The sequence below is a fragment of the Streptomyces sp. GMY02 genome (genome assembly GCF_019056675.1).
GTDB lineage: Bacteria > Actinomycetota > Actinomycetes > Streptomycetales > Streptomycetaceae > Streptomyces > Streptomyces odonnellii.
This window is the reverse complement of the sequence record NZ_CP077658.1, coordinates 7,290,940-7,316,092: the sequence shown is the minus strand read 5'-3', so window position 1 is coordinate 7,316,092 and position 25,153 is coordinate 7,290,940. Positions and strand designations below refer to the sequence as shown.

Annotated in this window: 22 protein-coding genes and 1 pseudogene; 16 read left to right on the top strand and 7 right to left on the bottom strand. The window is 72.0% G+C overall.

Going from position 1 to position 25,153, the window contains the following annotated elements; genetic code table 11:
- Window positions 1-213 precede the first annotated feature (213 nt).
- Complete coding sequence (locus KQY30_RS31170) at window positions 214-1,068, top strand: helix-turn-helix transcriptional regulator (protein ID WP_217309898.1); 855 nt, start codon at window positions 214-216, stop codon at window positions 1,066-1,068.
- A 107-nt stretch (window positions 1,069-1,175) separates the two neighbouring features.
- Window positions 1,176-1,379: a DUF397 domain-containing protein gene (locus KQY30_RS31165; RefSeq protein WP_254407390.1), complete on the top strand. Its 204-nt coding sequence runs from the start codon at window positions 1,176-1,178 to the stop codon at window positions 1,377-1,379.
- Here the strand turns inward: KQY30_RS31165 and KQY30_RS31160 are convergent.
- Window positions 1,369-2,541: an 8-amino-7-oxononanoate synthase gene (locus KQY30_RS31160; protein ID WP_217309896.1), complete on the bottom strand. Its 1,173-nt coding sequence runs from the start codon at window positions 2,539-2,541 to the stop codon at window positions 1,369-1,371. The two genes, KQY30_RS31165 and KQY30_RS31160, sit on opposite strands and share 11 nt — an antisense overlap.
- A gap of 144 nt (window positions 2,542-2,685) precedes the next feature.
- On the opposite strand from KQY30_RS31160, the gene bioB reads away from it, so the two are divergent.
- From bioB to bioD, 3 genes are read left to right on the top strand one after another with little or no spacing between them, the layout of a single operon-like run.
- Window positions 2,686-3,870, top strand: a complete 1,185-nt coding sequence (gene bioB / locus KQY30_RS31155) for a biotin synthase BioB (protein ID WP_217309895.1) — start codon at window positions 2,686-2,688, stop codon at window positions 3,868-3,870.
- A complete protein-coding gene (locus KQY30_RS31150; RefSeq protein WP_217309894.1) occupies window positions 3,863-5,152 on the top strand; it encodes an adenosylmethionine--8-amino-7-oxononanoate transaminase in 1,290 nt (429 codons plus the stop codon). The genes bioB and KQY30_RS31150 overlap by 8 nt, the downstream gene beginning before the upstream one ends.
- A gap of 3 nt (window positions 5,153-5,155) precedes the next feature.
- On the top strand, window positions 5,156-5,866 hold the full coding sequence (gene bioD, locus KQY30_RS31145) for a dethiobiotin synthase (RefSeq protein ID WP_217309893.1): 711 nt from the start codon (window positions 5,156-5,158) through the stop codon (window positions 5,864-5,866).
- A gap of 76 nt (window positions 5,867-5,942) precedes the next feature.
- Here bioD and KQY30_RS31140 read toward each other — a convergent pair whose 3' ends face one another.
- Entirely contained in the window at window positions 5,943-6,314 is a 372-nt protein-coding gene (locus KQY30_RS31140; protein ID WP_046508085.1) for a hypothetical protein, read from the bottom strand.
- Entirely contained in the window at window positions 6,311-6,538 is a 228-nt protein-coding gene (locus KQY30_RS31135; RefSeq protein WP_217309892.1) for an antitoxin, read from the bottom strand. Before KQY30_RS31135 ends, KQY30_RS31140 begins: the two co-directional genes overlap by 4 nt.
- A gap of 134 nt (window positions 6,539-6,672) precedes the next feature.
- Between KQY30_RS31135 and KQY30_RS31130 the strand changes: the two genes are divergently transcribed.
- From KQY30_RS31130 to purB, 6 genes are all read left to right on the top strand, one after another.
- Window positions 6,673-7,098: a GNAT family N-acetyltransferase gene (locus KQY30_RS31130; protein ID WP_217309891.1), complete on the top strand. Its 426-nt coding sequence runs from the start codon at window positions 6,673-6,675 to the stop codon at window positions 7,096-7,098.
- A 78-nt stretch (window positions 7,099-7,176) separates the two neighbouring features.
- Window positions 7,177-8,550 carry a hemolysin family protein gene (locus KQY30_RS31125; RefSeq protein ID WP_217309890.1) on the top strand — a complete coding sequence of 458 codons (1,374 nt, stop codon included), beginning with the start codon at window positions 7,177-7,179 and terminating at the stop codon, window positions 8,548-8,550.
- Window positions 8,550-9,563, top strand: a complete 1,014-nt coding sequence (locus KQY30_RS31120) for a hemolysin family protein (RefSeq protein WP_217311418.1) — start codon at window positions 8,550-8,552, stop codon at window positions 9,561-9,563. Before KQY30_RS31125 ends, KQY30_RS31120 begins: the two co-directional genes overlap by 1 nt.
- Before the next feature lie 92 nt (window positions 9,564-9,655).
- Entirely contained in the window at window positions 9,656-10,450 is a 795-nt protein-coding gene (locus tag KQY30_RS31115; protein WP_217309889.1) for an SGNH/GDSL hydrolase family protein, read from the top strand.
- Between the two features lie 247 nt (window positions 10,451-10,697).
- Window positions 10,698-11,267: a peptidase inhibitor family I36 protein gene (locus KQY30_RS31110; protein ID WP_254407719.1), complete on the top strand. Its 570-nt coding sequence runs from the start codon at window positions 10,698-10,700 to the stop codon at window positions 11,265-11,267.
- 229 nt (window positions 11,268-11,496) lie between these two features.
- Window positions 11,497-12,939, top strand: coding sequence for an adenylosuccinate lyase (purB, locus tag KQY30_RS31105; protein ID WP_217309887.1), 1,443 nt, complete (start codon window positions 11,497-11,499; stop codon window positions 12,937-12,939).
- 134 nt (window positions 12,940-13,073) lie between these two features.
- On the opposite strand, the gene KQY30_RS31100 is transcribed toward purB, so the two are convergent.
- Window positions 13,074-13,514 carry a hypothetical protein gene (locus tag KQY30_RS31100; RefSeq protein ID WP_217309886.1) on the bottom strand — a complete coding sequence of 147 codons (441 nt, stop codon included), beginning with the start codon at window positions 13,512-13,514 and terminating at the stop codon, window positions 13,074-13,076.
- A gap of 81 nt (window positions 13,515-13,595) precedes the next feature.
- Window positions 13,596-14,036 (bottom strand): nitroreductase family deazaflavin-dependent oxidoreductase, encoded by a 441-nt coding sequence (locus KQY30_RS31095; RefSeq protein ID WP_217309885.1) that lies wholly within the window; start codon window positions 14,034-14,036, stop codon window positions 13,596-13,598.
- Window positions 14,037-14,164: 128 nt separating this feature from the next.
- Here KQY30_RS31095 and KQY30_RS31090 point away from each other — a divergent pair, with 128 nt between their 5' ends.
- Window positions 14,165-15,328 carry an ROK family transcriptional regulator gene (locus KQY30_RS31090; protein WP_217309884.1) on the top strand — a complete coding sequence of 388 codons (1,164 nt, stop codon included), beginning with the start codon at window positions 14,165-14,167 and terminating at the stop codon, window positions 15,326-15,328.
- A gap of 60 nt (window positions 15,329-15,388) precedes the next feature.
- Here the strand turns inward: KQY30_RS31090 and KQY30_RS31085 are convergent, their stop codons facing one another.
- Both KQY30_RS31085 and sigJ read right to left on the bottom strand, forming a co-directional pair.
- A complete protein-coding gene (locus tag KQY30_RS31085) occupies window positions 15,389-16,153 on the bottom strand; it encodes a GntR family transcriptional regulator (protein ID WP_217309883.1) in 765 nt (254 codons plus the stop codon).
- 256 nt (window positions 16,154-16,409) lie between these two features.
- On the bottom strand, window positions 16,410-17,306 hold the full coding sequence (gene sigJ, locus KQY30_RS31080) for an RNA polymerase sigma factor SigJ (RefSeq protein ID WP_254407389.1): 897 nt from the start codon (window positions 17,304-17,306) through the stop codon (window positions 16,410-16,412).
- 149 nt (window positions 17,307-17,455) lie between these two features.
- Here sigJ and KQY30_RS31075 point away from each other — a divergent pair, with 149 nt between their 5' ends.
- The 4 genes and pseudogenes from KQY30_RS31075 to KQY30_RS31060 all read left to right on the top strand — a co-directional run bounded on the left by KQY30_RS31075 (window position 17,456) and on the right by KQY30_RS31060 (window position 24,895).
- Window positions 17,456-19,108 (top strand): alkaline phosphatase, encoded by a 1,653-nt coding sequence (locus KQY30_RS31075; protein ID WP_217309881.1) that lies wholly within the window; start codon window positions 17,456-17,458, stop codon window positions 19,106-19,108.
- 169 nt (window positions 19,109-19,277) lie between these two features.
- Window positions 19,278-20,647, top strand: a pseudogene (locus tag KQY30_RS31070) (SWIM zinc finger family protein).
- Window positions 20,644-23,316 carry a DUF6493 family protein gene (locus tag KQY30_RS31065; protein WP_217309880.1) on the top strand — a complete coding sequence of 891 codons (2,673 nt, stop codon included), beginning with the start codon at window positions 20,644-20,646 and terminating at the stop codon, window positions 23,314-23,316. Before KQY30_RS31070 ends, KQY30_RS31065 begins: the two are co-directional and overlap by 4 nt.
- A 94-nt stretch (window positions 23,317-23,410) precedes the next feature.
- Window positions 23,411-24,895, top strand: coding sequence for a GNAT family N-acetyltransferase (locus KQY30_RS31060; protein ID WP_217309879.1), 1,485 nt, complete (start codon window positions 23,411-23,413; stop codon window positions 24,893-24,895).
- Window positions 24,896-25,153: the final 258 nt, after the last annotated feature.

The window sequence follows — 25,153 nt, the reverse complement described above, 5'->3', positions numbered from 1 at the left end:
TGACTGCGCGGACGGCCTCGGACTGTGCTCAGCGTGCCACTCATCCTGCCGTTCGCATCGCCGATCCACCGAGATCTGCATATATCTGTCGCTCAAAGTGGTGAACTCTGCGACGCGAGACCGTATTTGGGCGGCGAAAAGATAACTTCTCCGCCGCGGCGCCCTGGCGCGTACGAGACGCTTACCGAAGCGGTTCGGGGAAGGGAATTAATCATGCGGCATATTCCGGCGGTACGCCGGCGCAGGCTCGGGGAGGAATTGCGCAGGCTGCGCCAACGGGCGGGGCTCACCAGTGGCGAGACGGCGCGGCTGCTGGGCTGGCACCAGTCGAAGGTGAGCCGGATCGAGACCGGCGTCAGCGGGGTGAAGGACGAGGACCTGGCGGCGCTGCTGGACGCGCTGGGCATCTCGGATCCTCAACTGCGGGCACTGCTGGGCGCGTTGGCGGGCATCACGGGCGGCGGGCCGGGGTGGTGGAAGGCGTACGGCGGGGTGATCCCGCCCCGTTACCGGGACTTCATCAGCCTGGAGTCCCAGGCCTCCTCGGCCCGTACGCTGGAGACCTCGGTGGTGCCGGGACTGCTCCAGACGCCGGACTACGCGCGCGCCGTGACCCGCGCGGCGCTGGACGGTCTGCCCGCCACGACGGTCGACTCCCTGGTCGAGGTACGGCTCGCCCGGCAGGAGGTGCTGCACTCCGCGGCGCCGCTCGAACTGTATGCCGTACTGGACGAGGCGGTGCTCCGGCGCGAGGTGGGCGGTCCCGGGGTGATGCGGGGTCAGCTCCGCCGGCTGTCCGAGCTGGCCGCGCTGCCGCAGGTCTGTCTCCAGGTGCTCCCGTTCACCGGGGGCGGCTATGTCGGACTCTCCGGGCCTTTCGTTGTCTTCTCATTCCCGCATATTGCTGATCTGGATTTGGTCGTTCTCGACCATTTGACGAATAGCCTCTATCTGGAACGGAAAGAAGACCTTGAGGCGTACTGCGCCGCGTTCCGTACGATGCAGGCGCATGCCCTCCCGCCCGAAGAATCAGTGGATCTCATCGCCGGGATCGGTGACGGCGTGTAGGGAGCATCATGTCCGCCCACCTCGCACAGCCCCCTGTCCAGACTTCATTCTCCCCCCGCACATCCCCCACCCCATCAACGGCTTCTCCGGTCTGTCCGCCGTCCCCCGTGCCACCCCTGGCCGCGGACTCCGTCTGGCGGCGCAGCAGCCACAGCACCGGGGCGAACAACTGCGTGGAGTCCGCCCGTACCGCCGCGGACGTCCTCGCCGTACGGGACTCCAAGAACGTGACCCGGCCCCATCTGTCGTTCTCGGCAGCCGCGTGGACGTCCTTTGTCTCCGCGCTGTGCGAGGAGACCTTCACGCACTGACCGGCCGGGCGTCGGCCGCGCCCTCGGGAGCGGTCGCCGTGACCGTCCGTACCGCCGCGCCGATCTGTTCCCGCGTCAGATCGGCGCGCGCGGTCAGCCTGATCCTGGAGATCCCGTCCGGCACCGACGGAGGGCGGAAACAGCCCACGGCGAGTCCCTCGGCACGGCAGTCGGCGGCCCACCGCAGGGCAGCCTCCGGGGACGGTGCACGTACGGATACGACCGCCGCGTCCGGCGGCGCGGCGCTCAGCCCCGCCCCGGTCAGCCTGCGGTGCAGCGTCCGGGCCACCTCGCGTGCCCGGTCCGCCCGGCCGGGCTCCCCGCGCAGCAGCCGCAGACTCTCGAGCGCGCCGCCCACGGCCGCCGGCGCGAGCCCGGTGTCGAAGATGAACGTCCGGGCTGCGTTGACGAGATGCTCGATGACCCGGGCCGGGCCGAGGACCGCGCCGCCCTGGCTGCCCAGGGACTTGGAGAGCGTCAGGGTGACGGCCACTCCCGCCGCGCCCGCGATGCCCGCGGCGTGCGCCGAGCCCCGGCCGCCCTCGCCGAGCACCCCCAGACCGTGCGCGTCGTCGATGAGCAGCGCGGCTCCCCTGTCCCGGCACAGCGCGGCCAGTTCCGCCAGCGGCGCGGCGTCGCCGTCCACCGAGAACACCGCGTCGCTGACCACCAGTGAGCGCCGCCCGGGGTGCGCGTCGAGGGTCTTGCCCACGGCTTCGGGCTCCGCGTGCGGTACGACCACGGTCTCGGCGCGCGAGAGCCGGCAGCCGTCCACGATCGAGGCGTGGTTGCCCGCGTCGGAGACGAGCAGGGAGCCGCGCGCGGTGAGCGCGGTGAGGGCGGCGAGATTGGCGGCGTATCCGGAGGAGAGGACGAGCGCGGCCTCGAAGCCGCAGAACGCGGCGAGTTCACGCTCCAGTTCGGCGTGCAGCTCCGTGCTGCCGGTGACCAGCCGGGAGCCGGTGGACCCCGCACCCCAGCGGCGTGCCGCCTCCGCCGCCGCGCCGGTCACCGAGGGATGGCGGGCCAGCCCCAGATAGTCGTTGCTCGCCAGATCCAGCAGGGCCGACTCGGCCGGGCGCGGCCTGAGCGTACGGACGAGACCCGCCCGCTCGCGGCGGCGCGCCTCGTCGTCGGTCCAGTCGAACGGATCCTGCGCCATGGATACGGTCCTTTTGTAGGGTGCGCACAGACTTTAACCGCGCGGGGACCGGGTCAGGATGTGGTCATGCACACACTTCGTTCCAGCCGTGTTGTCGGGTTCCTCCCTGGCTTCGAGGTGCTCGCGTAGGCCAGGATCGGCACCATGGACCTGCTGAACACGCTGGTGGAGAAGGGCTTGCGGCGCGAGCTGCCGACCCGCGAAGAAGCGCTCGCCGTACTGGCGACCTCCGACGACGAACTGCTCGAAGTGGTGGCCGCGGCCGGGAAGGTGCGGCGGCAGTGGTTCGGGCGGCGGGTGAAGCTCAACTATCTGGTGAACCTCAAGTCCGGTCTCTGCCCCGAGGACTGTTCGTACTGCTCGCAGCGGCTCGGTTCGACGGCGGACATCCTCAAGTACACCTGGCTGAAGCCCGACGAGGCGTCGAAGGCGGCGGCGGCCGGAGTGGCGGGCGGGGCGAAGCGGGTCTGTCTGGTGGCGAGCGGGCGCGGACCGACGGACCGTGACGTGGACCGGGTCTCGCAGACCATCGAGGCGATCAAGGAGCAGAACGAGGGCGTCGAAGTCTGCGCCTGTCTGGGGCTGCTGTCGGAGGGTCAGGCGGAGCGGCTGCGCGCGGCGGGGGCCGACGCGTACAACCACAACCTCAATACGTCCGAGGGGACGTACGGCGACATCACCACCACCCACACCTACGCCGACCGGGTGGACACCGTGCGGCAGGCGCAGTCGGCGGGGCTGTCGGCCTGCTCCGGGCTGATCGCCGGGATGGGCGAGAGCGACGCGGACCTGGTCGACGTGGTGTTCTCGCTGCGTGCACTCGACCCGGACTCGGTGCCGGTCAACTTCCTGATCCCGTTCGAGGGGACGCCGCTCGCCAAGGAGTGGAACCTCACGCCGCAGCGGTGCCTGCGGATTCTGGCGATGACGCGCTTCGTCTGCCCGGATGTGGAGGTCAGGCTGGCGGGCGGGCGCGAGGTGCATCTGCGTTCGATGCAGCCGCTCGCGCTGCATCTGGTCAACTCGATCTTCCTGGGCGACTACCTCACCAGCGAGGGCCAGGAGGGCAGGGCGGACCTGGAGATGATCGCGGACGCGGGCTTCGAGGTGGAGGGCGCTGACACCACGACGCTGCCGGAGCACCGGGCGGGCGGCGGGTGCGGCCCGTGCGGCGAGTCCGTGCCGGCCGCGGAGGACACGCCCGTCTCGGAGGGCCGTACGGTCGCGGCGGGCACGGCGTCCGGTGCGGACCCGGCGTCCGCCTCGCGTACGGACCTGGTCGCCGTACGCCGCAGGGGTGCCGGGACGGATCTGGCGCCCAATGCCTGACCTGTCCACCGCCGATCTGCTGGCCCTGGACCGGGCCCATGTCTGGCATCCGTACGGCCCCATGCCGGGGCGCGCGGAACCGCTGGTCGTGGAGTCCGCGTCGGGGGTACGGCTGCGGCTCGCCCAACCCGCCCACGGACAGCACGAGTTGGTCGACGGCATGGCCTCCTGGTGGTCGGCGGTCCACGGCTACAACCACCCGGAACTCAACGCGGCGGCGCGCGGACAGCTCGACCGTATGAGCCATGTGATGTTCGGCGGGCTCACCCATGAGCCCGCCGTACGGCTCGCCTCCTTGCTGGTCGACATCACTCCCGAGCCGCTGCGCCATGTGTTCCTGGCCGACTCGGGCTCGGTGGCGGTCGAGGTCGCGGTGAAGATGTGCCTCCAGTACTGGCGCTCGCTGGGGCGCCCGGAGAAGCAGCGGCTGCTGACCTGGCGGGGCGGCTACCACGGCGACACCTGGCATCCCATGTCGGTGTGCGACCCCGAGGGCGGTATGCACGGGCTGTGGTCGGGGGTGCTGCCGCGGCAGATCTTCGCGGAGGCGCCGCCGGCCGAGTACGAGGAGGGTTACGCGGACGGACTGCGCGCGCTGATCGCCCGGCACGCGGATGAACTGGCGGCGGTCGTCGTCGAGCCGGTGGTCCAGGGCGCGGGCGGCATGCGTTTCCACTCCCCGCGCTATCTGCGGGTGCTCCGGGAGGCCTGCGACACGCACGGGGTGCTGCTGGTCTTCGACGAGATCGCGACCGGTTTCGGGCGTACGGGCACGCTCTTCGCGGCGGATCAAGCGGCCGTCTCCCCCGATGTGATGTGTCTGGGCAAGGCGCTGACCGGCGGTTATCTCACCATGGCGGCGACGCTGTGCACCGCGCGGGTGGCCGACGGCATCTCGCGGGGCGAGGTGCCCGTACTGGCGCACGGGCCGACCTTCATGGGCAATCCGCTGGCCGCCGCCGTCGCCCTCGCCTCGGTCGAGCTGCTGCTCGGCCAGGACTGGGAGCAGGAGGTCAAACGGATCGGGACGGGTCTGCGCGACGGGCTCGCGGAGGCCTCGGCCCTGCCGGGCGTACGGGACGTACGGGTGCTCGGCGCGATCGGTGTCGTCCAGCTCGATCACGAGGTGGACATGGCGGCGGCGACCCGGGCGGCGGTGCGCGAGGGGGTCTGGCTGCGGCCGTTCCGCGATCTCGTCTACACGATGCCGCCGTATGTGACGGGGGACGACGATGTCGCACGGATCTGCCGCGCGGTGACCGCGGCGGCGCGGGAGGGCTGAGCGATGCCCGTACTGATCGTGACCGGGACCGGCACGGAGATCGGCAAGACAGTGGTCACCGCGGCGGTCGCGGCGGCGGCGCTGGCCCGGGGGCGTACGGTCGCCGTCCTCAAGCCCGCGCAGACCGGGGTCGGCCCGGACGGGCACGGCGACGCGGCGGAGGTGGTACGGCTGGCGGGTCCGGTGACGGCGGCCGAGCTGGCGCGGTTCCCGGAGCCGCTGGCCCCGGCGACGGCGGCGCGCCGGGCCGGGGCGGCGCCGGTGAGCCCCGAGGAGGTGGCGGAGGCGGCCGGGAAGCTGGCCGCCGAGCACGATCTGGTGCTGGTCGAGGGCGCGGGCGGGCTGCTCGTACGGTTCGACGAGGCGGGCGGGACGCTGGCGGACGCGGCCGGGCTGCTGGGGGCTCCGGTGCTGATGGTGGTCCCCGCCGGGCTCGGCACGCTCAATATGACCGCGCTCACCGCCGAGGCCCTTCGGGCGAGGTCCCTGACGCTCGCGGGAATGGTGGTCGGGAGCTGGCCCGCCGCCCCCGGGCTCGCGGAGCGCTGCAACCTGACGGATCTGCCGGAGGTGGCGGGAGCGCCGCTGCTGGGCGCGGTGCCGGAGGGTGCGGGGGTGCTGGAGCCCGGTGTGTTCCGGGCGCGGGCGGCGGGGTGGCTGGCGCCCCGGCTGGACGGCGACTGGGACGCGGGGCGGTTCGCCGCGGGATTCTGAGCGGGGAGCGGGGAGCCCTGGCGCGGCGCGCCTTACGGACAGCGCGGGCCGTTGGCCGACCGGCCCGCGGCTCGGCTCAGACGCTCCAGGCCCGCAGCTCGTCGGCGATGGCACGCACATCGGCGGTGCCGTCCTTGACCAGCTTCGCGAGATCGCGCACCTGCTCGGGCGAGGTGCTGACCTTCAGCCCGCTGGCGACGAGATAGGCGTAGGCCACGGCGGACGCGAACAGCGCGTTCGAGCGCTCCAGGGCCGGCACATGGAGCAGCAGTTGCAGCAGGGCCGCGGCACGGGCGGGCGCGTCCGCGTAGACGGGGGTGCCGAATATCTCGGCCTCGTGGCGGCTGACGGCGGCGACCAGCGCTCCCCAGTCGGTGACCTGGGGGTCACCGGGTGTGTTGTGCTCCGCGACCATGAGGAGCCACGAAAGTTCGATCCGAAGGGTCAACGCGCGCCTTCACGCCCCGCGCCGAACTCCTCGGTGAAGACCGACGCGTACTGCTTCATGAAGTCGGCCGCGGACTCGACGAACGTACGCCCGGCCTCGCCCTCGTCCTGTCTGACCAGCTCTTCGATATACCGGTTCACGCTCATCCCGCGCTGGGAGGCCAGCCGCCGCGCGGTCTCCGCGGTGGTGTCCTCCACCCGTACATTGAGCTGAGTCTTTGCCACCCGACCAAGCTAGCGCAGGAGTGCTAGTAGGGCAAGAGGGCCGCGTACGGCGGGGTACCGGCCCCGGCACAAGCGCGGGTGCCCGCCCCGGAAACCGTTCGCCCGCGCGCCCCGGACGGTGGTGGGATGCCCGCATGGACGATCTACGGATACGGGCCGCCGCACCGGCGGATCTCGACGCGGTCCTCGCCTTCTGGAAGACCGCCGCCGAGGGCACCAGCATCACGGACGACCGCGACGGGACCGAGAGACTCGTGGCACGCGATCCGGGAGCGCTGATGCTGGCGGAGCGCGGCGGGGCGGTCGTCGGAACGGTGATCGCGGGGTTCGACGGCTGGCGCTGTCATCTCTACCGGCTCGCCGTCCACCCGGACCAGCGGCGCCTCGGGATCGGCCGGGCGCTGATCGCGGCGGCGGAGGAGCGATTCGTACGGCTGGGCGGGCGACGCGGCGACGCGATGGTGCTGGACCGCAACGAGCGGGCGCACCACGCCTGGCGGGCCGCGGGCTACACCCCTCAAGGGCAGTGGAGCCGGTGGGTGAAGCGGCTGGACGGCTGAGGCTCCGGGAAGCCCCCCTCGGCGGCGACACCGCGCGGTCCTCCGTCCGCTGATCGACCATGGGACCGAGGTGAACCGATGACCGAAGTGCTGCTGCTCCTGGTGGCGATCCTGCTGTCGCTCCTCTGCGGCGCCTTTGTCGCGGCGGAGTTCTCGCTCACCACCGTCGAGCGCGGCGATCTCGAACGGGCCGCCGAGCGCGGCGAGCGCGGCGCGGTGGGCGCGCTGAAGGCCGTACGGACCCTGACCTTCCAGCTCTCCGGCGCCCAGCTCGGCATCACCGTGACCAATCTGGTCATCGGCATGCTCGCCCAGTCGTCAATCGCGAAGCTGATCCGCGGTCCCGCGGAGGCCGTGGGCCTGTCGCCGTCGGTCGCGTCCTCGGTGGCGCTGGTCATCGGTACGGGCCTGTCGACGGCCTTCGTGATGGTCGTCGGCGAGCTGGTCCCGAAGAACTGGGCGATCTCGTCGCCGCTGGCCGTCGCCAGAACGGTGGGCCCCGCGCAGCGGTACTTCTCCACCGCCTTCAGCCCGTTCATCCGCCATCTCAACAACACCGCGAACCGGATCGTGCGCGGCCTCGGCCTGGAGCCCACCGAGGAGCTGGCCTCCACCCGCAGCCCGCAGGAACTGGTCGCGCTGGCGCGGCACTCCGCGAGGGAGGGCGCGCTGGAACAGGACACCGCCGAGCTGTTCGTGAAGACCCTGAGCCTGGCCGCGCTCACGGCGGAGAACGTGATGACTCCCCGGGTCCGGGTGATGGCCCTCGACGTACGGGCCACCGCCGAGGACATCGCCAACGCCACCCGCGCCAGCGGCCTCTCCCGCTTCCCCGTCTACCGGGACGGTCTGGACACGGTCGTCGGCATCGCGCACATCAAGGACGTCCTGGCCGTCCCCGCCGAACAGCGCCACCGCCTCCCGGTCGCCGATCTGATACGCGAACCGCTGCTGGTGCCGGAGTCGCTGACCGTCGACCGGCTGCTCGACCGGTTCTCGGGCGGCGTCGCCATGGCCGTCGTCATCGACGAGTACGGAGGAACCGCGGGGGTCGTGACACTGGAGGACATCGTGGAGGAGATCGTCGGCGAGGTACGCGACGAGCACGATCCGCAGGAGGCCGCCGATCTGGCGCCGGTGGGCCAGGACGCGGAGGGCAGGGCACTCTGGTCGGCGGACGGCGCGGCGCGCGCCGACCAGCTCCGGACGGCCGGGCTGCGGATGCCCGAGGGGCCGTACGAGACGCTCGCCGGGCTGGTCGCCACGGAGCTGGGCCGTATCCCCATCGTGGGCGACCGGCTCGCCCTCGGCGGCTGGCTGCTGGAGGTCGTGGACGCCACCGGCCGCCGCGCGGCCCGGCTGCTGCTCCACGCGCCGGTCAGACTGCCCGAGGACGAACAGCGACGCGAGGAGGGGGACACCCGGGAAGGTCAGGAGGGGAAGGCCGGATGATCATCGCCGTCCAGCTCTTCGTGGGTCTGCTGACGCTGGTCGTCAACGCCTTCTTCGTCGCGTCCGAGTTCGCCCTGATCTCCGTACGGCGCAGCCAGATCGAGCCCGCGGCCGAAGCGGGCAACCGGCGGGCGCGCGGAGTCGTCTGGGGACTGGAGCACGTGTCGGCGCTGCTGGCGGCGGCGCAGCTCGGCATCACCCTGTGCACCCTGGTGCTGGGCATCGTCGCCGAACCCGCCATCGCGCATCTTCTGGAGCCCTTCTTCAACGCCGTCGGGATGCCGCACGGCCTGGTGCATCCGGTCTCGTTCGTGATCGCGCTGGTCCTGGCGACCTATCTGCACATGCTGCTGGGCGAGATGGTGCCCAAGAATGTCGCGCTGGCCGAACCGGCACGGGCCGCCCTGCTGCTCGGTCCGCCGCTGGTGGCGCTGGCACGGGCGCTGCGCCCGGTGATCTTCACCGTCAACGCCTTCGCGAACGGTCTGCTGAAGCTGCTGCGGGTGCAGACCAGGGACGAGGTGCTGGCCACGTACTCCGACGACGAGCTGTCCCGGCTGGTCACGGACGCGGGCCATGCCGGGGTGCTCGACGACCGCGCCACCGAGCGGCTGCACGACGCGCTGGAGTTGGGGCGGCGGCCGGTCAGCGATGTGGTGACGCCGCTGGAGCAGGTGGTGTCCGTACAGCTCGGGGTCACCGCCGAGGAGTTGGAGCGGCTGGCGGCGGAGTCCGGTTTCTCGCGCTTCCCGGTGGTGGACGCGACCCGCCGGATCCTCGGTTATCTCCATGTGAAGGACGCGCTGGACGCGGCTCCGCGCGACGAGCCGTTCCCGGTCTCCGCGATGCGCGCGATCGCGCGGGTACGGGCGTCGACCCCGATGGACGACGTCCTGACGGCGATGCGGCGCGGCCGTACGCATCTCGCGGCGGTCCTGGACGCCGACGGCCGGCTGGCGGGCCTGGTGACCATGGAGGACGTCCTGCGCCAACTGGTCGGCAGGCACGCCTGAGCGGAGGCGCGGGCGGGGCATGGTGCGGGGTCCGGTGCCCGGTCCGGGGCCGCCGATTGGGGGAACGTACCGCGCGGTACGATCAGCCCGCCATGCAGATGAATGCCAACTACACCAGCCTTGTGGCGGTCGGTGACTCCTTCACCGAGGGCATGTCCGACCTCCTCCCCGACGGCTCGTACCGCGGCTGGGCGGATGTCCTCGCCGGTCGTCTCGCCGCCCGCTCCCCCGGCTTCCGGTACGCGAATCTCGCCGTACGCGGCAAGCTCATCGGCCAGATCCTCGACGAACAAGTGGACACCGCGGTGGCCATGGGCGCGGATGTGGTGACGCTGGTCGGCGGACTCAATGACACGCTGCGGCCGAACTGCGACATGGGGCGGGTGCGCGGGCTGCTCACCGAAGCCGTGGAGAAGCTGGCGCCGTCCTGCGGCCGGCTCGTCCTGATGCGCAGCCCGGGGCGCAACGGTCCGGTGATGGAACGTTTCCGGCCGCGCATGGAGGAGCTGTTCGCGTGTGTGGACGAACTGGCCGTACGGCACGGCGCCCTGGTCGTCGATCTGTACGGCGCGCCCGCGCTCGGCGATCAGCGGATGTGGGACACCGACCGGCTGCATCTGACGGCGGAGGGCCACCGGCGGGTCGCCGAGGCGGTCTGGCAGAGGCTGGGGCTGCCGGTGGAGGACGACTGGCGTGCGGAGCTGCCGCCGGCCGAGCCCGTAGGGTGGCCGGCGCGACGGGCGAGCGACATACGGTTCGCGCGGCAGCATCTGGGGCCGTGGATCGCCCGCCGGGTGACCGGCCGCTCCTCCGGCGACGGCAGATCCCCCAAACGCCCGGAGCTGCTGCCTTACGAGGCGCAGATATGCACTCCGTCCGGTGAATGAGAACGAACTCACAGGCGAATTGCGAACTGGAATTCCCGGCCCCCGACCCGAATGGGAATCCGGAAATGGCTTGTTCCTGACCAATATTTTGCCGGGCTATTGACGGACATTGCACCGCACCGTTTAGTGGGGCATGTCGACAGGATTGAGGGACCAGAAGAATGCCATGCCCTGACTGACCACGGGGCAACTGGTCCGTTGAGTTTCCGATCTGGGGGAAACAGTGAAGAAATACAGTTCCGTCTTGGTGGCCGCGGCACTCGCAGGGGTGGGCGCGCTGCTCGCCGGTCCGGTGCCGGCGGCATCGGCCGCGGACGTCCAGGTCCGTGGCGGGAAGGCCGCCTCGGCGGTGGACGGCGCCGTCGCCGCGTACGGGCAGAAGAAGGTCAACCTCAAGTACGACGGCTGGGGCGACGCCCGCAGTTGCGTGGTGTACTCCCTGACCGAGGTGCGCTGCTTCAAGGCGCACACGGAGGCGGACAAGGCACTGGGCTACTCCCGCGCCACCGATCCGCTGCTGCGCGGCCGGGCGGCCGGCGCCAAGGCGCTGCCGGCCTGCGCCGACGGCTGGACATGTCTGTACGAGCACACGAACGGCGGCGGACGCCGGCTGATCTTCAACGACTACCAGTGGCACAACCTCAACGAGTACGGCTTCAACGACCAGACATCGTCATGGCGGAACAGGCAATCGAATTCGAACGCCTGGCTGGCCGCCGACGAGGGAGGCCGGGGCGGTCAGATCTCGCTGGGCCCGAACTCCTACAGCTCGAATCTCGGCGCATATAACGACTGGGCCAGCTCAGTCGCCGCCTGACGCCGACGCGGGCGGCGGCAATTGACCGGGCGCCTGTGGGATATCAGCTCAACGCTGAAATCCCATGGGCGCCTTTTCGAACGGAACGACGTAGCGGAAACGACGCGTCGGAATCACAGCGCGGATCCTGAACCCGTCCGGCGGTTCGAGGACGTACCGGCCCCCGGCCCGACCCGTCGCACCATGCCGCGGCGCCGACCCGCGCAAACCGCCAGTAGAATCGGCTCACGTGACCGCCGTAACCGCGAAGCCTCGCATCCCCAATGTCCTTGCCGGCCGCTATGCCTCCGCGGAGCTGGCCGTGCTGTGGTCCCCCGAGCAGAAGGTGCGGCTGGAGCGCCGGCTCTGGCTGGCCGTGCTGCGGGCGCAGAAGGACCTCGGGATCGATGTGCCCGACGCGGCCCTCGCCGACTACGAGCGCGTCCTCGACCAGGTCGACCTGGCGTCCATCGCCGAGCGCGAGAAGGTCACCCGGCACGATGTGAAGGCGCGCATTGAGGAGTTCAACGCCCTCGCCGGCCATGAGCAGGTGCACAAGGGCATGACCTCGCGCGATCTGACGGAGAATGTCGAGCAGCTCCAGATCCGGCTCTCGCTGGAGCTGACGCGGGACCGTACGGTCGCGGTGCTGGCCAGGCTGGGGAAGCTCGCGGGCGAGTACGGCGAGCTGGTCATGGCCGGCCGCTCGCACAATGTGGCCGCGCAGGCCACCACCCTCGGCAAGCGGTTCGCGACGGCCGCCGACGAACTGCTCGTGGCGTACGGCCGGTTGGAGGAGCTGCTCGCGCGCTATCCGCTGCGCGGGATCAAGGGCCCCGTCGGCACGGCACAAGACATGCTCGACCTGCTGGGCGGTGACACCGCGAAACTGGCGGAGCTGGAGCAGCGGATCGCGGCACATCTCGGCTTCGCCCAGGGGTTCACCTCCGTCGGCCAGGTCTATCCGCGGTCGCTCGACTACGAGGTGGTGACCGCGCTGGTGCAGCTCGCCGCCGCGCCGTCCTCGGTGGCGAGGACGATCCGGCTGATGGCCGGGCACGAGCTGGTCACCGAGGGCTTCAAGCCCGGCCAGGTCGGCTCCTCCGCGATGCCGCACAAGATGAACACGCGGTCCTGCGAGCGGGTCAACGGTCTGATGGTGATCCTGCGCGGCTACGCCTCGATGACCGGCGAGCTGGCGGGCGACCAGTGGAACGAGGGCGATGTCTCCTGCTCGGTGGTCCGCCGCGTGGCCCTCCCCGACGCGTTCTTCGCCTTCGACGGGCTGCTGGAGACCTTCCTGACGGTCCTCGACGAGTTCGGCGCGTTCCCGGCGGTCGTGGCGCGCGAACTGGACCGCTATCTGCCGTTCCTGGCGACGACCAAGGTCCTGATGGCCGCGGTACGGGCCGGGGTGGGCCGCGAGGCCGCGCACGAGGTCATCAAGGAGCACGCGGTGGCATCGGCGCTGGCGATGCGCGAGCGGGGCGCGGAGCGCAATGAACTGCTCGACCGGCTCGCGGCGGACGAGCGCATTCCGCTCGACCGGGCCGAGCTGGACGCGCTGATGGCGGACAAGCTGTCCTTCACCGGCGCGGCCGAGGACCAGATCGCGACGGTGGTCTCCCGGATCGAGGCGATCGTCAAGCAGCATCCGGCCGCGGCGGACTACACCCCCGGCTCGATCCTCTGAGCGGCCCCGATACGGTGCTGTGAGCGGGACCGACACGGTGCTGTGAGCAGGACGCGATGATCACAACTCGGTGAGCCGGATCTGGCCTGCCTTGACGGCCCGTCACCTCAAGTCGGGTCGGGGGCAAGGTCAGGTCACGGCGGGTCCGTCTCCGTGACCGCTGCCATCAGCCGCAGCGGCTGTTCCCCGTCCTCCCCCGCCAGCCCCACCGCCAGCCAGCGGCCCTCGATCCGCCAGAGATGCAGAAACCGGGGGCCGTCGCTCAACTCCCGCCATGGCTCCGGTATCTCCTCGCCCTCGCCGCCGCGTATCCGAAGGCTCCAGAGGCTGAGGTGATCCGGTTCGCCGTACCGCGCGGTGAGGATCTCCGTCAGCGCGGTGTGCTCGGCACCCAACTGCTCGGCTTCCTCGATCCGGCGCGCGCCGTCGTCGTCCCCCAGAAATCCGTCGCCGTGGGCCAGTTCCGCGAGGTGATATCCCGGCCCGCTCGTGCCCACCTCGGACCGGCCGCGCGCCGCCGGGAATTCACGGGCACGCAGCAGCTCGATGACGGCGAGACGCTGTGCGGTGGTCATGCCCCCAGTAAACCCCCGCCCACTGACTCTTGGCTGCCCGTCAGCTTGTCCCGGACCCTCTCCCACGGCTTCGGCGCGCGCTCAGTCCGCCACCCGACGCAGCCTGATGACCGGGATATCCCGGTTCGTCTTCTTCTGGTATCCCTCATACGGAGGAAACAGCTCCACCAGCCCCGGCCACACCCGGGCCTTCTCCTCCGGCGACAGGGTCTCCGCCCGCGCGGCGAAGCGCTCGGCGCCGACCCGGACCCGTACATCGGGCTCCGCCACCAGGTTCAGATACCAGAGGGGATGCTCGTCGGCACCGCCCTTGGACGCCACGAGCAGATAGTCGTCGCCGTCGGACCCGTAGATCAGTACGGTCCGCCGCCACTGGCCGGTCCGCCGGCCCCGGTAGTCGAGCAGCAGACACGGCGCTCCCTGGATCACGGTGCCGCGCGCTCCGTCGGACTCCTCGTACGTCCTCGCCTGCTCGGCCACCCAGCCCGTGGGGCTTATCACCACGTCTTCGTCCTGCGCCATTTCCGGCTCCTCGGTCCATGCGTTCGCCGACGTGTCCCACCCTAATCAGCCCGCAACGCAGGCGACTCGCCGCACCGTCGACCACCGAGTAGCATCCGCCAGACACGCACGAGCTGGGAGGACATACCGTGGGGCGGCTGACCGGCGGAGACCCTTCTCTCCTGCGGCGGATCAACTCGGCGGTCGTGCTGCACGCCCTGCGCGGCGCCGGCACTCTCACCCTCACGGATCTCACCCGGATCACGGATCTCTCCCGGCCGACCGTCGAGGGTGTGGTGGAAGGGCTGATCGACGCGGGCCTCGTGTGCGAGTCCGCGCCGGAGGAGGGCGAGACCCGCAGACAGGGCCGTCCCGCGCGGCGGTTCCGGTTCCGGGCCGAGGCCGGCCATCTGCTGGGGATCGAGATCGGCCCGCACCGCATCGCCGCGCTGCTCTCCGGGCTGGACGGCAGGATCATCGGCGCAGGCTCGCGCGAGGTCTCCGAGAAGGCGGACGCGGACGAACGGCTGGAGCGGGTACGGCTCGTCGTCGCCGATGTCCTCCGGCGCACCGGCGTGGCACGCAGCTCCCTGCGCGCGGTGGGGGTGGGCAGCCCCGGCATCGTGGAGGCCGACGGGACCGTACGGCTGGGCACGGCGCTCCCCCAGTGGACCGGTCTCCCGCTCGGTGAGCGGCTCCGCCGCTCGTTCCGATGTCCGGTTCTCGTGGAGAACGACGCCAACGCCGCGGCGGTGGCCGAGCAGTGGAAGGGCGCCGCCACCGACTCCGACGACATCGTCTTCGTACTGGCCGGGCTGAGCCCGGGGGCGGGCGCGCTGATCGGCGGGCGGCTGCACCGAGGATTCGGCGGGGCGGCCGGCGAGATCGGCGCGCTGCATCTGCTGGGCCGCGGGGTGACTCCGGAGAAGCTGCTGTCGACGACCGACGAGCCGCTCCATCCGCTCGACGAGGCAGCGGTGGCCAAGGTCTTCGCCGACGCCAAGAAGGGCGACGCACGGGCTCAGGCGGCCGTCGAGCGGTTCATCCAGCGGCTGGTGCACGATGTGGCGGCGCTGGTGCTGGCGCTGGACCCGGAGGTGGTCGTGATCGGCGGCTGGGCGGCGGGGCTCGACGGCGTACTCGATCCGCTGCGCGGCGAGCTGTCCCGCTACTGTCTGCGCCCGCCGCGGGTGACGCTCTCGCTGCTCGGCGAGGCGGCGGTGGCGACCGGCGCGCTGCGGCTGGCCCTGGACCAGGTCGAGGAGCAGCTCTTCGCGGTGGAGGGCACGGTGACGTCCCGCCGGGACCGGTGACCGGGTCCGGCGGGCAAGGGGCGGCCCCGGGGACGCGCCGGGGCCCGCACGGGCCGCGCCTCAGGACGCCTTGCGCTCCTGCGGATGGTCGCTGATCTCCAGGTCACCGGAGGCGCCGAAGGTCAGCCGGCAGGTGTCGGCGCGGTAGGTGGCCACCGAGACGGCCGCCGTACGGCCCCCCACCACATAGCGCGTCGTGACCACGAGGACGGGCGCCCCCGGCAGCCGGTCCAGCGCCTTCGCGTCGTCCGCGCGCGCCGAGCCCAGCTCCACCGCGCGGTCCTGTCCGTCCAGGCCGAGCCGCTGGAGCTCGCGCAGGACACGCCGGGCGCGGGCAGGTCCGGACGGCACGTCGATCGCCGACAGCTCGGGCACGGACGAGGACGGTACGTACAGCAGCTCGGTGGCCACCGACTGGCCGTGCGTGACCCGGATCCTGCGGACCGTGTGGGCCTCTTCGCCGGGGCCGATCTCCAGCAGCCGGGCCACCGCGGAGGGGACGGGCGCCAGACCGCAGTCGACGGGCTGCCAGGCGTCCTGCGCGGCGCCGGGCCATTCGTGCTGGGCGGTGGAGACGTCCACACCCACCCGGGGCGGTGCGACGGTCGTACCGACACCGCGGCGGCGCTGGAGGCGGCCCTCCAGCTCAAGCTGTTCGAGCGCCTGCCGGAGCGTGGCGCGCGCGACCCCGAAACGAGCGGCCAGTTCACGCTCGTTGGGCAGGATCTCGCCCACCGCGAAGTCCGAGTCGAGCGCCTCGCCGAGCACGGTCTTGAGGTGCCAGTACTTAGGCTCCGGCACTGTTTCAAGCTGCGTGGTCCCCACCCTGATCCTCCGCAATCGCCGTGTCCCAGCAGGTTTCCATGCCCTTGTTTATTAAAGGTTCCTGCACTAACTAGCGACGATAGGACCGCCCATCCAGTTGGTCAAGACCAATCCTGCGCCGGTCACCGAGAGAAGTCACTCTCCGACTCAGGGTGTTCACAGTACGTTCGTACACCCGTGAAAGGCAGGCGGCACAGAGCCCCGCGTCCGGATCGGACACGGGGCTCCGGAGTGAGAGGAGCGCGTGGAGCAGGGCTTACAACGGCGGGCGCCCGGAACCCACGCCCACGAGCTTGTCCGGATTCCGCATGATGTGGACACGCTCCACCGCACCGTCCCCGACCTCCAGTTGAAGGACGAGATCCGGCTTTCCACCGCTGAGGACGAGTACCCCCGCCGCGCCGTTGACCTCCGTGATCCGGAATTCGTACGCGGCCGCGTCGCCCGAGACCCCGGCGAAGAAGCGGGCCACCTTGTCGGCTCCCTCCATGACCCGCAGGGGCGCCTTGGCCCTGCCGCCGCTGTCGGCGACGAGCCGCACGTCCGGCGCGAGCAGCGCGATCAGCGCCTCCAGATCGCCGCCGCCGGCCGCCGCGAGGAACCGCTCGGTGAGATCGCGGCGTTCGACCGGGTCGACGTCGTACCGGGGCCTGCGCTCGTCGACATGGCGGCGGGCCCGCCCCGCGAGCTGGCGGACGGCCGCCTCGCTCCGGTCCAGTACGGTCGCGATCTCCGCGTACGGAAATCCGAACGCCTCGTGCAGGACGAACACCGCACGCTCCAGCGGCGAGAGGGATTCGAGGACGACCAGCACGGCGAGGGACACGGACTCGGCGAGCAGCGCGCGCTCCGCGGTGTCGGGTGCCGCGGGCCCGTAGTCGGTGACGACCGGCTCCGGCAGCCAGGGCCCCACGTATGCCTCGCGCCGCGCCTTGAGCTGGCGCAGCCGGTCAATGGCGAGGCGGGTCGTCACGCGTACGAGGTAGGCGCGCGGCTCGCGGACGTCCGTGCGCGCGTCGGCGCTCCAGCGCAGCCAGGCCTCCTGCACCACGTCCTCGGCGTCGGAGATCCGGCCCAGCATCCGGTAGGCCACGCCCGTCAGGACGCTCCGGTGCGCCTCGAATTCATCGCCGCTCGCCAGGTCCGCCGTCACCGCTCCATCCCAGCCCACGGCCGAACGGCTGTCCAGGTGACGCGCGCGGGGCAACGGCCGGTTGTTCACACGGGGTTCGCGCGATGGCCGCCACCGAGGACTAGGCATGGCACGACGCACCGGCATCCACCTGCCCAGGAGACCCATCGATGTCGAACACCTCCAAGCCCTCGGACTTCGCCGCCACCTCCTCCGACTCCTCCCCCGATGCGGGCGATTCAGCCCCTTCCACCACCGCTTCCCCCGCGCGCCGCAGTGTGCTGCGCGGTTCACTGGCCGCTTCGGCCGCGCTGGCCCTGCCCGGCGCCGCGCTTGTGAACGCCGCCCCGGCGCAGGCCAGATCGGGACGGCCGCAGGCCGCCTGGGGCGTGCAGGCCGGCGACATCACGGCCTCCACCGGGCTGGTGTGGGTACGGTCCGACCGGCCGGCCCGGATGATCGTCGAGACCTCGGCGACCGAATCGTTCCGCCGCGCCCGCACCTGGCACGGACCGCTGCTCGGCCCGAGCAGCGACTTCACCGGTACGGTCCCGCTGCACGGGCTGCCCGACGGTGAGCAGGTGCACTACCGGGTGACGCTCGCCGACCCGCACGACCCCCGCCGTACCGGCGAGCCGGTGTACGGCACCTTCCGCACCGCGCCCGCCAGGCGCCGGCAGGACGTACGGTTCGTCTGGTCCGGCGACATCGCGGGCCAGGGCTGGGGCATCAACCCGGACATCGGCGGTTTCCGGGTGTACGAGGAGATGCGCCGGCTCAACCCGGACTTCTTCCTGTGCAGCGGGGACACGATCTACGCGGACGGCGTGATCGAGCCGAGCGTGACGCTGCCCGACGGGCGTGTCTACCGCAATATCACCACCGAGGAGAAGTCGAAGGTCGCCGAGACGCTCGACGAGTACCGGGGCAACTTCCGCTACAACCTGCTCGACGAGAACGTCCGCCGGTTCAACGCGCAGGTGCCGGCCATCGTGCAGTGGGACGACCACGAGGTGCGCAACAACTGGTACCCGGGCCAGATCCTCGACGACGTCCGCTACACCGAGAAGAACGTGGATGTGCTCGCCGCACGCTCCACGCAGGCGTTCCACGAGTACTTCCCCATCTCCGGCGGGGGCGCGCGCGGCACGGACCGGCGCGTTCACCGGGTGATCAGCCACGGTCCGCTGCTGGATGTGTTCGTTCTCGACATGCGGACGTACCGCAACGCCAACTCGCCCGGCCGGCAGGCCGACGACACGACCGGCATCCTGGGTGCGGAGCAGCTCCAGTGGCTCAAGCGTGAGCTGTCGCGCTCGCGGGCGGTGTGGAAGGTGATCGCCGCCGACATGCCGATCGGTCTGGTCGTTCCGGACGGTACGGCGAACATCGAGGCGATCGCGCAGGGCGACCCCGGTGTCCCGCTGGGCCGGGAACTGCAGATCGCGGAGCTGCTGCGGTACATCAAGCACCAGCGCATCACCGGCACGCTGTGGCTGACGGCAGACGTCCACCACACCTCGGCGCAGCACTACGAGCCGGAGCGCGCGGCGTTCAAGGACTTCGCGCCGTTCTGGGAGTTCGTGTCGGGGCCGCTCGCGGCGGGACAGTTCCAGGCCAGCGCGCTGGACGGCACCTTCGGTCCCGACCGGGTGTACGTGAAGGCTCCGGACCGGGCGAATGTGTCGCCGATGGAGGCACCGCAGCTCTTCGGCGAGGTGGACATCGACGGCGGCAGCGGGGAACTGACGGTGCGGCTGCGGGCGGAGGGCGGCACGGTGCTGTTCACGAAGGTGCTCCAGCCGGGCCGGGTCGGTCAGTAGCAGTCAGAAGTAATCAGTCGTAGTCGGAAGCGGTCGACGGGGGCGGGGACGGGGCCGGCGGACGGCCGGAGCCCCGCGCAGTCGACGGGGGCCGAGGAGCGGGCGCTGTCAGCGGGCCCCGCTCCTCGGCCGAGGCCGATTGTCAGTGCCGGGTCCTAACGTCACTTCCATGACGCGATCCGTACAGGCACTCGCCTATTCCCGTCCGTCCGCCCTGGAGAGCGCCCCGGGCGGGCGGCTGCTCGGCCTGGAGACATCGGGCGGGCTCACCCCGGCCGGCGCCGAGGCGCACCCGCGCTTCTTCTCCGGCTTCCTCTCCTCGCCGCGCGCCGCCGCCCGGGGCTGCTCGCGGTCGCGGATGTGGCGGGGGCCCGCTACTACCAGCGGATAGCGGGCAGTTCACTCGATCCGGTGGTGACGGGGAACGGCGACCGGCTGCGCTTCGAGTCGTTCTCCGGGTGCTGCGGGGTGTACGCGCGGCTCGATGTGGGGCGCGAGGGGCTCGACGGCGCGGAGACCGGGCACGGCACGACCAATGTCGACGTCAACAATCCGTTGCGTGAGGCACTCTCACGGATGACCGGTGACGATCCGCTCCATCTGCGGGTGGGCCCCGACGAGTTGACGGTCACCACCGTGGACGGTCCGGTCGTGGAGAAGAAGGTGCCGTTGCCGGACCGGTGGCTGAGGGGCTTCGCCGAGGCGCAGGTCATCTCGGCCGGCTTCGATCTCCGGGCCGAACTGTCCGCCCCGGAGGCCGTCAGGTTCCTGCGCTCGCTGCCGCGCGGGACGGCTTCGCGCGGGGCGCGGTGGGTCGTACCGGCCGGAGGGACCCTGCGGCCGACCACCCGGCCCGTGCCGGGGGCCGTCTGTCTGCCGGGTCCCGAGCGGCTCGCCGCCCTCCAGCGGGTGCTTCGGGACGCGACGGCGCTGCGGGTGTACGGCCCGGTCACGGACGGCGCGGCGACGGCGAGCGCCTGGGAGGCGGTGCTGCCGGGGATGCGGCTCACCCTCACGCTGTCCCCGGACGCCGCGCGCGGATTCTCGGGCGAGGGCGGGGTGCTGGAGGCGCTGGCCACCGAGGAGGCCGCGGAGGACGCCGAGTTGATCTCGGTGCTGCTGGCGTGGGAGCCGCGGATCGACCCGGCGGAGCTGGCCGAGCGTGCGGGGCTGCCGGCGGAGCGGGTACGGGCGGCCCTCGTGCGGCTGGGTACGGCGGGCCGGGTCGGCTATGACATCGCGGACGCGGCGTACTTCCACCGTGAGCTGCCGTACGACGCGGACCGCGCGGAGCGGCACAATCCCCGGCTGGTCGCGGCCCGGGCCCTGCTCTCCTCGGGAGCGGTGGCGCTGGACGGCGAGCTGGCCTCCGTCGCCTCGGGCGAGCGCCGCTACCAGGTGCGGGAGGCGGCCGGTGTGCTGAGCTGCACCTGCCGGTGGTGGGCGGACTACCGGGGGAAGCGCGGCCCGTGCAAACACGCGCTGGCCGTCCGGATGGCGCGGCGCGAGGCCGTCGTGGTGAGCGGGGGCGCCCGATGAGCGAGCTGACCGATGCCGTACGGGAGGGCCGCGTCCAGGACATTCCCGGGCTGGTCAAGCCGCTCGGGGCGGCGGACAGGAAGACGGAGCTGGCCGCGCTCAAGGAACTGCGCAAGGAGCTGGGCAGATGGTCCTGGGACCGCTGGCGCGAGCGCAGAAGGGCCGGACTGGCCCTGATCGTCGCGGGCGCCGGGTGCCACACGGGGGCAGCGGCGACGGCGTCCTGGATCGGTGCCCGTGAGATGCGTGAGGGGTTCCGGCTGCCGCACGCCGAGCTGCTCGATCTGCTGGCGGAGCGGGATCCCGACTGGCTCGGGAATGTGGCGCACCGGCTCGCGGGCCGGGCGTCGACCGCGCAGATGGACTATCCACTGATAGAGGGCCTGGTACGGCTCTCGGGGTGCGAGATCCCGGCCACTGACGCGTTTGTGCACGGCTGGGCGGAGGCCATGCCGTCGCACGGCAGGCTGCTGCCCGCGCTCCGGGCGGACCCTCTGGTGCGGACCATGGTGCCGCGGCTGTTCGAGACGGCCGAACTCCCCGCTCCCGTCGGCTGGTACGGCGATGCCGAGGAGCCGCATCACTGGCCGACGGCGCTCACCGTCCTCGCCGAGGAGGGGGTGGTGGAGCGGAGTCTGTTGGTGAAGTGCACCATCGCCCGGCTGCTGCGCGGCGGCAGACCGGGGGAAGCGGCCTTCTTTCTGAATCTGCTGCGCCGGCTCGGGCTGACCGCGGACGAGGAGCGGGAGCATCTGGCCGACTGGATCGGAATGGCGGCGGACGGGTCCTCGACGGTGGCGGGTCACGCGCAGGGCGTGCTCGGCGGGCTGGCGCTCGCGGGCGGTCTGCCGGTGCGGAGTCTCGCGGACATGTCGCGGTCGGTGCTGTTCCGGCCCGAGAAGAAGCTCGTCAGGGCGCAACTGGTGCTGCTGGGCAAGGTCCTGCGCGCGGACAGCGGCTCGGCCGGTGAGCTGCTGCCCGTCGTCGCCGAGGCGTTCGGGCACGAGGACACGGCCGTCCAGGAGCGGGCGCTGAAGCTGGTGGGGAGCCGGCTGTCCGCCGTCGGTGCCGAGGTGCGGGCCGAACTGACCCTGGCGGCGGGCGCGTTGAGCCCGGTCCACCGGGCACGGGCCGCCGAGGTGTTCGGTGAGCTGCCCGCGGAGCCCGAGCCTGTTCCGTACGAGGAGATCCTGCCGCCCGTGCCGGTCCCGGCGCATCTCGCGCCTGCCCCCGCGGGCATCGCCGAGCTGGTCGAGGAGGTGGTGGCGCTGGTCGTCTCACGCGAGGAGGTGACCTCGTTCGAACGGGCGCTGGACGGGCTGGTGCGTCATGCCTACCGGGACCGGGCCGCACTCGCCGACGCGCTCAAGGACGCGCTGGCCGACCGCTGGTGGCTCGACGGCGAATCGGAGAAGGGACGCGACCGGCGGTTCTCCAGGCTCCCCCATGGACTGGAGGTGGTGGCCGCCTCCATATGCGAGCGGGTCTCCGTCACGGCGCTGTGGAACACCAGGGCACGGGCGGCGGTACGGCAGTCCTGTGCGCATACCGTGCTGAACGGAGTGACCGAGGCGCGGCTGTGGGAGGCCGCCTATCTGCTGCGCACCAGGCCGCTGCCCTTCCTGCTGGCCACCCCGACCTGGGAGACGGGTGCGCTGGATGCCGATGTCCTGGTCGAGCGGCTCAGTGAGTACGAGCGGCTCTGTGCCGCCCCGGCTCCGGTGGACTTCGCCCAGGCGCTGCTGCGGGTACGGCGCGACGCCCACCCGGAGGCGGTGCGCGCGGCGGCGGCCCTCGGCACCTCCGAGGCCGGGCGGCTGGCCGCCTGGCTCAGCGGGGACGGTACGGCGCTGCCCGCGCTCGACTCCGGCCCGGAGCACCGGCGGCCGGACGCGGACGCGCCCGCCGGGGAGGGGCGCCACTGGCTGGAGTCGGTGACGGGCCGGGTGGGCGCGGTCAGGGAGCGGCTGGCGATCCACCGGGAGTTCCCGCCGGCGTTCCGCTGGCTGGGCAGCCCGGTGCGGCCCGTCGGATCGGGGTGCCACCACTGGACCGGGAGCGAGAGCGTCCACTGGCCGGCCGTGCTGCCGGAGGACCGGGAAACGCTCGCCGGGTGGCTGCTGCCCAAGGTGGCGGCCTGCGCGGAGGAGGACCAGCGGGGCGGCTCATGGTGGCTGCCGGCCCTCGCCGAGAGCGGTGGTCCCGCCGGTGCCGGACTGCACCGGGGCGTGGCGTACGGACTCGGCGCCCGGCATCCGGACGACCGGCTGTCGGCGGTGGACGCGCTGCTGGTGCTGGCCGCCCGTGGTGACCTGGACGCGCCGCTGCTGGGCCGGGAGCTGGCCGGGCTGGTGGCGTCCGGAGCGGTCAAGCCCAAGCGGCTGGCCGACGCCGCCCGTACGGCAGCGGCCACCGGTGCCTGTGCCACGGTCTGGTCCGTACTGGCCCCGGCACTGCCGGCGCTGCTGGCGGAGACCGGTCCGGCGCGGCCCGGGCTCGGGGAGGTGCTGTCCGTGGCCGCGGAGTGCGTGGAGCGCTCCGGGGCCCGGGGCGGGATACCGGGGCTCGCCGAGTGGGCCGGCCGGGGAAGCACCTCACGCCTCGCCGCCCAGGCGGCCCGACTGCTGGCCGCATTGCGCCAAGGGGGCGATCAAACCATGGCACATTAGGCCAAGGATCACCCAAAAGGGAACAGATCCATCCTTAACCCATCAGTCACAAACCGTTCGTGATCACGCAACACCGTTCCGTCAAAGTGAGGTCATGACCAATGTGACGTCTGCGAAGAGTGTCCGGCGCGCCCACCACTGGCGCCGGGACATGGTCGAGCTGGCCGCCCTGTTCACCGCCGTGGCAGTCGCCGACTCCGTGGCGAACATGATCGCTCATGGGCCCGACGGTATGTTCCTGCTGTTCGCGTCTGCCATCGCGCTCATCGCCACGGCGGCCTTCCACACATGGTGGGCACGGAAACACGGTCATGCCCCACCGGCATCCGCCACCGGCGACACAGCGACCGGCAACGCAGCGACCGGCAACGCGACCGCCGAGGCCCTCGCCGGAGCCGGCCCCCTGGACGAGGCCGGCGCCGCCGGAGAGGGCGAGACGACGCTCTGGCGGATGCGCACCACCGTGCGCGACGAGCCGGGGAGCCTGGCCGCGCTGTGCACGGCGTTCGCCGCGCTCCGGGTGGACATCCTCACCCTCCAGACGCACCCGCTGACCGAGGGCACGGTGGACGAGTTCCTGCTCCGTGCCCCGGCCGCGCTCCAGGCCAAGGACCTCACCCGCGAGGTCTCGGAAGCGGGCGGCAGCGGTACGTGGATCGAGCGCGCCGACGCGCACGATCTGGTGGACACCCCGACCCGGGTGCTCGGCCTGGCCACCCGCACCGCGCTGGACGGCGCCGAACTGCCGCTGGCGCTGCGCCAGTTGCTCGGCCGCTGCACCATCCACTCGCGGCCGGCCCTCTCGGTCACCGGACGGCCCGCCGATGAGGACGCCCCGGTCGAAGGCGTGCTGGACGGGACGGAGATGCGGCTGCGCGACCCGCACGGCGGGAGCATCTCCGTGGAGCGTCCGTATCTGCCGTTCACCCCGACCGAGTTCGCGCGGGCCCGCGCGCTGGTGGAGCTGGACGCCCGCCTCGGCCCCCGCATCCCGCGCGGCGAGGCGGTCCTCACCCTGCCCGAGGGCCAGGAGATCACCGTACGGCGGGCCGACCACCAGGACCTCGACGCGGCCCTCGCCATGCACGGCCGCTGCTCGGACCGTACGCTCGGGCTGCGCTACCACGGCCCGGTGGGCGACGCGGACCGCTATCTGAGGCATCTCCTCAGCCCGCGGTTCGGCCGTACCCTCGCGGTCGAGTCGGCCTCCGGCAAGCTGGTCGCCCTGGGGCATCTCCTCTGGGACGGCGACGAGACCGAGGTCGCCCTGATCGTCGAGGACGCCTGGCAGCGCCGCGGAATCGGCTCCGAGCTGCTCGGCAGGCTGGTCGCGCTCGCGGTCGAGGCGCGCTGCACGAGTGTGTACGCGGTCACCCAGGCGTCCAACACCGGCATGGTCGCGACCATGCGGGAGCTCGGACTGCCCCTCGACTACCAGATCGACGAGGACACGCTGGTGATCACGGCCCGGTTGGAGGCGGCGGCCGTGCCGGTGCTCCCGTCGTACGGCGACCACGGGGACCACGGGGACCCGGCCGCCGGGCTGTTCGGCCATGACCAGGAGCAGGCCGACCGCTGACCCGCACCGCCCCGGCCCGTGCAGCCGGCCGCCGCGCCCGCGCGGCCGGCCCGCCCGCGCGGCCGGCCTGTGCAGCGGTCCCGCGAAAGCGTCCGTACGGGCATCCGGTCCGGCTGCCGGGCGACTGATTCCGGCCAAACTCTGATGCGGTCGCGCGGGCTCCGCGCGCCCGCTTCCGGTCCAGACCTGACGTCCCACCAACCGGAACGAATCCGGCTGATGGCCCGAAGTCGCCCGCTTCGGCGCCCGGTTGGCCGC

What these genes read in the sequence shown, in the direction of transcription:
- KQY30_RS31060 (WP_217309879.1), top strand. Translation starts at nt 23,411, where the DNA reads ATGACCAATGTGACGTCTGCGAAGAGTGTCCGGCGCGCCCACCACTGG.
- KQY30_RS31130 (WP_217309891.1), top strand. Translation starts at nt 6,673, where the DNA reads ATGGACGATCTACGGATACGGGCCGCCGCACCGGCGGATCTCGACGCG.
- KQY30_RS31125 (WP_217309890.1), top strand. Translation starts at nt 7,177, where the DNA reads ATGACCGAAGTGCTGCTGCTCCTGGTGGCGATCCTGCTGTCGCTCCTC.
- KQY30_RS31100 (WP_217309886.1), bottom strand. Translation starts at nt 13,514, where the DNA reads ATGACCACCGCACAGCGTCTCGCCGTCATCGAGCTGCTGCGTGCCCGT.
- KQY30_RS31115 (WP_217309889.1), top strand. Translation starts at nt 9,656, where the DNA reads ATGCAGATGAATGCCAACTACACCAGCCTTGTGGCGGTCGGTGACTCC.
- KQY30_RS31150 (WP_217309894.1), top strand. Translation starts at nt 3,863, where the DNA reads ATGCCTGACCTGTCCACCGCCGATCTGCTGGCCCTGGACCGGGCCCAT.
- KQY30_RS31075 (WP_217309881.1), top strand. Translation starts at nt 17,456, where the DNA reads ATGTCGAACACCTCCAAGCCCTCGGACTTCGCCGCCACCTCCTCCGAC.
- bioD (WP_217309893.1), top strand. Translation starts at nt 5,156, where the DNA reads ATGCCCGTACTGATCGTGACCGGGACCGGCACGGAGATCGGCAAGACA.
- bioB (WP_217309895.1), top strand. Translation starts at nt 2,686, where the DNA reads ATGGACCTGCTGAACACGCTGGTGGAGAAGGGCTTGCGGCGCGAGCTG.
- KQY30_RS31065 (WP_217309880.1), top strand. Translation starts at nt 20,644, where the DNA reads ATGAGCGAGCTGACCGATGCCGTACGGGAGGGCCGCGTCCAGGACATT.
- KQY30_RS31170 (WP_217309898.1), top strand. Translation starts at nt 214, where the DNA reads ATGCGGCATATTCCGGCGGTACGCCGGCGCAGGCTCGGGGAGGAATTG.
- KQY30_RS31160 (WP_217309896.1), bottom strand. Translation starts at nt 2,541, where the DNA reads ATGGCGCAGGATCCGTTCGACTGGACCGACGACGAGGCGCGCCGCCGC.
- KQY30_RS31095 (WP_217309885.1), bottom strand. Translation starts at nt 14,036, where the DNA reads ATGGCGCAGGACGAAGACGTGGTGATAAGCCCCACGGGCTGGGTGGCC.